At 68.7% G+C, this 7,371-nt stretch carries 7 protein-coding genes; all 7 read left to right on the forward strand.

What is annotated here, in order from left to right:
- On the forward strand, positions 1-541 hold a 541-nt coding region (locus V6D00_04525; GenBank protein HEY9898426.1), incomplete at its 5' end, for a hypothetical protein.
- A gap of 197 nt (positions 542-738) precedes the next feature.
- Positions 739-1,374 carry a guanylate kinase gene (gmk, locus tag V6D00_04530; GenBank protein HEY9898427.1) on the forward strand — a complete coding sequence of 212 codons (636 nt, stop codon included), beginning with the start codon at positions 739-741 and terminating at the stop codon, positions 1,372-1,374.
- Between the two features lie 36 nt (positions 1,375-1,410).
- Positions 1,411-1,599, forward strand: coding sequence for a DNA-directed RNA polymerase subunit omega (locus V6D00_04535; GenBank protein ID HEY9898428.1), 189 nt, complete (start codon positions 1,411-1,413; stop codon positions 1,597-1,599).
- Positions 1,600-1,603: 4 nt separating this feature from the next.
- Positions 1,604-2,797, forward strand: coding sequence for a bifunctional phosphopantothenoylcysteine decarboxylase/phosphopantothenate--cysteine ligase CoaBC (gene coaBC, locus V6D00_04540; protein HEY9898429.1), 1,194 nt, complete (start codon positions 1,604-1,606; stop codon positions 2,795-2,797).
- A 4-nt stretch (positions 2,798-2,801) separates the two neighbouring features.
- A complete protein-coding gene (priA, locus tag V6D00_04545) occupies positions 2,802-5,006 on the forward strand; it encodes a primosomal protein N' (GenBank protein HEY9898430.1) in 2,205 nt (734 codons plus the stop codon).
- A gap of 190 nt (positions 5,007-5,196) precedes the next feature.
- On the forward strand, positions 5,197-6,237 hold the full coding sequence (gene rpoD, locus V6D00_04550; GenBank protein ID HEY9898431.1) for an RNA polymerase sigma factor RpoD: 1,041 nt from the start codon (positions 5,197-5,199) through the stop codon (positions 6,235-6,237).
- 165 nt (positions 6,238-6,402) lie between these two features.
- A partial coding sequence (recA, locus tag V6D00_04555) for a recombinase RecA (protein ID HEY9898432.1) occupies positions 6,403-7,371 on the forward strand: 969 nt, incomplete at its 3' end.

The following is a 7,371-nucleotide window of genomic DNA, read 5'->3' on the forward strand; positions in this document are numbered from 1 at the left end:
CACCGCCATGAACAAGCTCATGCTTCGCGGCCTCTTCGCTGCCGCTCTCACCTTCGGCACCCTCTCGCTGACGGCCTGCCCCGCCCCCTACACCCTCCCCACCACCGCGGGCGCGGAGCTGAAGGAAGACTTCTGGCAGTCCTACTTCCCCGACTTCAAGCAGGACATGAGCTGGACCTACAAGATGACGGTCACGACCGGCGCCGGCACCGGCGAGGGCGAGATGACCATGAAGGTCACCGCGCTCAAGGATGGCGTCGCGACCGTCGTGACGACCGGCAAGGTCGGCGAGACGGCCATCACCGAGTCGACCACGACCATGAGCAAGAAGGGTCCGAGCGGCGCGAGCTCGGGCGCCAAGTACGAGAAGACCGAGACCATTACGGTTCCTGCCGGCGAGTTCAAGGATGCCGTCAAGACCAGCTACGCCGACAGCGGCGCCACCAGCTACATGTGGATTGCCAAGGGCGTGGGCATCGTGAAGATCACCACCGGCGGCGATGCCACCACGTCCACGGAGCTCAAGAGCAAGTCGTTCTAAAACGGGCGAGGCTTCTCGCCTCATCCATCCCCTCGCGTTCGGCCGGCGGCATCCCCGCCGGCCGATGCCATGGAGGCGCCGCTTTCTTGCTCAGAGCGCCGGGTCTGGTGTAAGATGAGGCATTCTTCATGTGGTCTCTCGCATCGGGACGGCCTCCCATCAGCCGCTCAGCAGCAAGGAAACTTCCGAAAGTGGAAATGACGCGGACCAACGCACGCGACGAAGCCCAGCGCCACGCCAACCGCAAGCGCGAGGGCATGCTCATCGTGATCTCCGGCCCCTCGGGCGTCGGCAAGGGGACCCTGGTCAAGGCCCTCAGCGCCCAGACGCCCGGTCTCAACCTCTCGGTCTCGGTGACGACCCGCGCGCCGCGCCAGGGCGAGGAAGAAGGCAAGCACTACTTCTTCCGTACCGAGGAGCAGTTCCAGGAGATGGTCGAGAAGGGCGAGCTGCTCGAGTACGCCCAGTTCGTCAGCGGCCTCTACTACGGCACGCCCCGCGCCTACGTCGAGGAGCAGATCCGCAACGGCCAGGACGTGATCCTCGAGATCGACGTCAAGGGCGCGATCCAGGTCAAGGAGCGCTGGCCCCACGGGGTCTACGTCTTCCTGCTGCCGCCCACCATGGAGGAGCTGGAGGCGCGTCTGGTCAAGCGCCAGACCGAGGCGGCCGAGGCCATCCGCCAGCGCCTTTCGGTCGCGGTGGACGAACTCAACTTCCTTCCGCTCTACGATTATCAGGTGGTCAACGACGACCTCGCCAAGGCCGCCGACAAGCTTCAGGCGATCATCTCCGCCGAACGGTGCCGCGTCAGCCGGCACCTCTCGCACTAGCCCGGGCGCCCGCCGCTCACTCAGAAAGGTCCCATCATGCACAGCGAACTCCTGGCCTCCTGCGACAACAAGTACGAGCTGGTCCTCGACGTCGCCCGCCGCGCCAAGCACCTCAAGGACGACATCCAGCGCGACGGCAGCATCGAGGTCAACAAGCCCATCCCCCTGGCCATCCAGGAGATGGTCCACGAGGGCAAGGCCACCGAAGGCGGCCAAGAAGGTTAACGCCATGCCCGTCCTGCTCCTCGGAGTCTCGGGCGGGATCGCCGTCTATAAAGCCGTCGAGCTGACCTCCCTGCTGCGCAAGCGCGGCTGGGAGGTTCGCGTCGTCATGACCGAGAACGCGACCCGCTTCGTCACGCCCCTGACCTTCCAGACCATGTCCCGCCACCGGGTCCACCTCGACCAGTTCGCCCTCGGCCAGGACTGGCAGGTCGAGCACATCGACCTGGTCAAGGGCGTGGACCTCGCGGCGGTGGTGCCGGCCTCGGCAAACGGCCTCGCGAAGCTCGCCCACGGCATCGCCGACGACCTGCTCTCGACGACCCTGCTCGCGCTGCGCTGCCCCCTTCTGGTCGCCCCCGCGATGAACACCGCCATGTGGGAGCACCCCGCGACGCGCGCGAACCGCGAGACGCTGCTCGCGCGAGGCGTGCAGGTGATCGCGCCGCAGGGCGCGGGTGAGCTCGCCTGCGGCGACGTGGGGGCGGGCAAGCTCGCGACGGTCGAGGACATCGCCGAGGCCCTCGAAGCCGCCCTGCGGCGTGGGGAGTCCCTTGCGGGCCGCCGGGTTCTGGTGACGGCGGGCGGCACCCGCGAGCCCATCGATCCGGTGCGCTACGTGGGCAACCGATCCAGCGGCAAGATGGGCCATGCGATCGCCCAGGCCGCGCAAGAGCGAGGCGCCGAGGTCACCCTGGTGACCACCGCGCGCTTGGGCGCGCCGGCAGGCGTCGAGGTCGTGAGCGTCGCGACCGCCTCCGAGCTGCTGAGCGCGGTCGAGCAGCGCTTCGAGGCGGCGGACGTGCTGGTGATGGCCGCCGCCGTCGCGGATTACCGCCCGATCGAGGCCGCCCCCTCCAAGATCAAGAAGACGAGCGATCGCCTCGTCATCGAGCTCGTGCCCACGGTGGACGTGCTCACGCGGCTCGCGCCGCGCAAGCGCGCCGACCAGCTGGTGGTCGGCTTCGCCGCCGAGACCGACGACGTGCTGGGCTACGCGGCCGGCAAGCTCGCGCGCAAGGGCCTGGATCTCATCGTCGCCAACGACGTGTCGCGCGCGGACATCGGCTTCGAGTCCGACGCCAATGCCGTGAGCGTCCTCGACGCCTCGGGCGTCGTCCTCGAGGTGGAGCGGGCCCCCAAGGCGGTGGTCGCCGGGCGCATCCTGGACGTGGTCGCCGACCGCCTGAACCGCCCCTGATCCCATGGAGCCTCAGCCGAATCCGCCGAGCGACGTCTACGCGGACGTCCTGATCGACTCGATCCCCCTGGCGCAGCAGCGGCCCTACACCTACCGGGTGCCCGGAGCCATGCGCGAGAGGGTAAGGGTCGGCAGCGCGGTCGTGGTGCCCTTCGGGCCGCGCCAGCGCGTGAGCGGGTACGTGGTCGCCTACCCGGCGCGGGCCCCCGAGGGACCGGCGCGCGAGATCCGCGAGCTGCTGGGCGACACGGTCGTGCCGCCCGCCCTCCAGCGATTGTTCCAGTGGGTCGCGGACTACTACCTCTGCACCGTCGCCCAGGTCTACCAGATGGCCCTGCCGCGCGGCACCCTCAACGGCGCGGTCAAGGAGAAGACCCAGCTGGTGGTGACGCTTCAGGACGGCCTGAGCAGCGATCTCTCCAAGCGCCAGATGCAGGTGGTCGGCGTCCTCACCGGCGCAGGCGGCCAGATGACCCTCGCGGATCTGGTGCGCGCGGCCCAGACCACTCCCGGGCTCTTGCGGGCCCTCGAGGCCAAGGGGGCGATCGCGATCGCCTCCCAGCGGATCTGGCGCGCGCCTGAGCTGCCGAACGCCGCGCTCGGCACCGTGCTCGAGCCCACCGCCGAGCAGGCCGAAGCGATCGCGGCGATCCAGGCCGGGGAGCCGGGCGAGGTCTTCCTGCTGCACGGGGTCACCGGCAGCGGCAAGACCGAGGTCTACCTTCGCACCATCGCCGATACCCTGGCGCGGCGCGAGCAGGCGCTGGTGCTGGTGCCCGAGATCGCCCTGACCCCCCAGACCGTCGCGCGCTTCAGGGCGCGCTTCGGCGATCGCATCGCCGTCCTTCACAGTGCCCTCGGCGAGGGGGAGCGCTTCGACGAGTGGCAGCGCCTGCGCAACGGGGACGCCCAGGTGGGGATCGGGGCGCGCTCGGCCGTCTTCGCGCCGCTTTCCAGGCTGGGCCTCGTCATCCTCGACGAGGAGCACGAGGGCTCCTACAAGCAGGACAACGCCCCGCGCTACCACGCCCGCGACGTGGCCCTCCAGCGCGCCGCCTTCGAGGGCGCCCGGGTGGTGCTCGGCAGCGCAACCCCCTCGGTCGAGTCGTACCACCGGGCCGAGCGGGGCGACTATCGCCTGCTCACGCTCAGCTGCCGGGTGAACGAGCGAGCCCTGCCGCCGGTCGAGGTGGTGGACATGCGCGCCGAGCTCGAGGCGGGCCACCGCTCCATCTTCAGCCGCTCGCTCACCGCCGCGCTCCACGAGCACCTGGGGCGAGGCGAGCAGGCCATCCTGCTCATCAACCGGCGCGGCTACTCCTCGTTCGTCATGTGTCGCAGCTGCGGGGAGCCGGTGCGGTGTCCCAACTGCTCGGTGTCGCTGACCTACCACAAGGCGGGCGAGGCCCTGCGCTGCCACTACTGCGACCACCACGCCGCCCCTCCCGAGCGCTGTCCGAGCTGCAAGAGCCCCTACATCAAGCACTTCGGCGCGGGCACCCAGCAGGTGGCCGAGGCGGCCGCCGCCCTCTTGCCCGAGGCGCGGATCATCCGTCTCGACCGGGACACGACCACCCGCAAGGGCTCCCACCAGCGCATCCTGGGCGCCTTCGCCGCGGGCGACGCCGACGTGCTCATCGGCACCCAGATGGTCGCCAAGGGCCTCGACCTTCAGCGAGTCTCCCTCGTCGGGGTCATGGCGGCGGACGCCTCCCTCAACCTCCCGGACTTCCGCGCGGCCGAGCGATCCTTCCAGCTCCTGACCCAGGTGGCGGGGCGCGCGGGGCGCGGCGAGATCCCCGGCAGGGTCATCGTCCAGACCTACGCCCCCGACCATCCCAGCGTGCGCGCCGCCCAGGCCCACGACTTCGCCGCCTTCTACGGCCGCGAGATCGCCGAGCGCGAGGAGCTGCGCTACCCGCCCTTCCAGCACCTGATCAACGTGGTGGTGAGCGCCGAGGAGGCGGGTGTCGTCTGGAAGGTCGGCGAGGCCCTCGCGGATCGCCTGCTCGCCTTCCCCGAGCTGATGGCGCTGGGGCCCGCGGAAGCCCCGATCTTCCAGCTGCGCGGCCGCTACCGCGTCCAGGTGCTGATCAAGACGCCGGATCTGGCGTACGCCCGCAACGCCCTGCGCGAGGCCGTGCGGCAGCTGGAGCGCCCTCAGGGCCTGCGCCTTGCGATCGACGTCGAGCCGCATTCCTTGCTGTGAGGCGCGATCGCCTCGCTTGCTCGAATTGAAGTGACCGAGGCGAGCCGATCGTGACGCTCACTCGCTGCTTGCCTTATTCGCATCTCGCATTACCATATGGGGCGTGGCCAGCCCTCGAACTGGCCAGGCATGCCGCAAATTCGCCCCATGCCATGCGTCGGACCCCAGCGCACACAGGAAGGTGGGAGCGATGCAGGACCATGACACCCACGAGACCCGGCTCTTGCATGAGCTGCTGAGCGATGTCGCGGGTCCCCAGGCAGGCGAGCTCGACGAGCTGGAGCATCCTCCCCAGCAGGACGATGTCGGCCTTCGCGTGAGCTTCCTCGACGAGGAGGAGCCGCACGAGGAGGAGCCTCATCCCCCCGAGCAGGCCAAGCAGGAGAAGGCCGTGCCGATCTCCGACCCGGTCCACGCCTACCTCAAGGCGATCGGGGCGATCCCGCTGCTCAAGGGCGACGAGGAGCTGCGGATCGCCCGGGCCATGGGCGAGCCCGGCGAGGAGGGGCGAAGGGCGCGCGGCAGGATGATCGAGGCGAATTTGCGATTGGTGGTGAGCGTCGCCAAGAAGTACCTGGGGCGCGGGCTGTCCTTCCTCGATCTGATCCAGGAGGGAAACCTGGGCCTCATTCGCGCGGTCGAGAAGTTCGACTACACCCGCGGCTACAAGTTCTCGACCTACGCGACCTGGTGGATCCGGCAGGCCATCACCCGGGCGCTGGCGGACAAGGCCCGCACCATCCGCATTCCCGTTCACCTGGTCGAGACGATCAATCGCCTGCGCGCCATCTCGCAGCGCCTGACCCAGCGCCTCGGCCGCAAGCCGACCGACGAGGAGATCGCCGCCGAGGCGAACGTGACGGTCGAGAAGATCGCCGACATCAAGAAGATCGTGAAGGACACGATCTCGCTCGAGACCCCGATCGGCAAGGAAGAGGACAGCCGGCTGGGCGACTTCATCATCGACCGGGAGGCGCCGGGCCCCGCCACGGCGGTGGCGTCGCTGCTCCTGCAAGAGGAGATCCGCACGCTGCTCGCGAGCCTCTCGGACCGGGAGCGCCAGGTCGTCGAGCTGCGCTTCGGCATCGCGGACGGCAACGTCCACACCCTCGAGGAGATTGGCCGGATCTTCGGCGTCACCCGCGAGCGGGTGCGGCAGATCGAGGGCAAGGCGCTGGCCAAGCTCAAGCACGAGATGTCCGAGCGCCGCATGATCGAGTACATCGAGTAGGGCGAGCCTCGAGCGCGGAGGGGTTCGAAAATTTCTCGAACATATGTGCTTGACTGTAGAACAAGAATTCGATAACCTGGTGCGTATCCCCTGGGAGCGAACGACGGTCATGCCGTCGTGCTGCCAGCAGCATTCCCGACGTTCCATAAAGGAGAGCGCACCAGCATGGCCAAAGAAGTAGCGACGGTGGTCCCCAAGAACAGCGCCAAGGAGATGTCCTCCGAGAAGCGAAAGGCCCTCGATCTCGCCCTCGCCGGCATCGAGAAGCAGTTCGGCAAGGGCTCCATCATGAAGCTCGGGGACAACTCTCGCCTCAATGTGGGCGTCGTCTCGACCGGCATCCTGCCCGTGGACATCGCGCTCGGGGTGGGCGGCCTGCCCAAGGGCCGCGTCGTCGAGATCTACGGCCCCGAGTCGGGCGGCAAGACGACGGTGAGCCTCACGGTCGTCGCCGAGGTCCAGAAGTCGGGCGGGGTCGCGGCCTTCATCGACGCCGAGCACGCCCTGGATCCCCAGTACGCCCGTCGCCTCGGGGTGGACATCGACAACCTGCTGGTCTCGCAGCCCGACACGGGCGAGCAGGCGCTCGAGATCGCGGACGCCCTGGTCAAGTCGTGCGCGGTGGACATCATCGTCGTGGACTCGGTGGCGGCCCTGGTGCCCAAGGCCGAGATCGAGGGCGAGATGGGCGACAGCCACGTGGGCCTGCAGGCCCGCCTGATGAGCCAGGCCCTGCGCAAGCTGACGGCGACCATCGGCAAGAGCAACACCGTCGTCATCTTCATCAACCAGCTGCGCGAGAAGGTCGGCGTCATGTTCGGGAACCCCGAGGTGACCACTGGCGGCCGCGCCCTGCGCTTCTACTCGAGCGTGCGCATCGAGGTGCGCCGCATCGAGACCCTCAAGAAGGACGGCGTCGAGATCGGCAACCGGGTCAAGGCCAAGATCGTCAAGAACAAGGTCAGTCCCCCCTTCCGGGTCTGCGAGTTCGATCTCATGTTCGGCGAGGGCGTCAGCCGCGCCGGCTGCGTCCTGGACATGGCCGTCGAGCACGACATCGTCAAGAAGTCCGGCAGCTGGTTCAGCTACGGCGACAACAAGATCGGCCAGGGCCGTGACGGCGCCAAGAACTTC

Origin of the sequence: Pantanalinema sp., from assembly GCA_036704125.1 — a bacterium.
Lineage (GTDB): Bacteria > Cyanobacteriota > Sericytochromatia > S15B-MN24 > UBA4093 > JAGIBK01.

What these genes read in the sequence shown, in the direction of transcription:
- gmk (HEY9898427.1), top strand. Translation starts at nt 739, where the DNA reads ATGACGCGGACCAACGCACGCGACGAAGCCCAGCGCCACGCCAACCGC.
- V6D00_04535 (HEY9898428.1), top strand. Translation starts at nt 1,411, where the DNA reads ATGCACAGCGAACTCCTGGCCTCCTGCGACAACAAGTACGAGCTGGTC.
- coaBC (HEY9898429.1), top strand. Translation starts at nt 1,604, where the DNA reads ATGCCCGTCCTGCTCCTCGGAGTCTCGGGCGGGATCGCCGTCTATAAA.
- priA (HEY9898430.1), top strand. Translation starts at nt 2,802, where the DNA reads ATGGAGCCTCAGCCGAATCCGCCGAGCGACGTCTACGCGGACGTCCTG.
- rpoD (HEY9898431.1), top strand. Translation starts at nt 5,197, where the DNA reads ATGCAGGACCATGACACCCACGAGACCCGGCTCTTGCATGAGCTGCTG.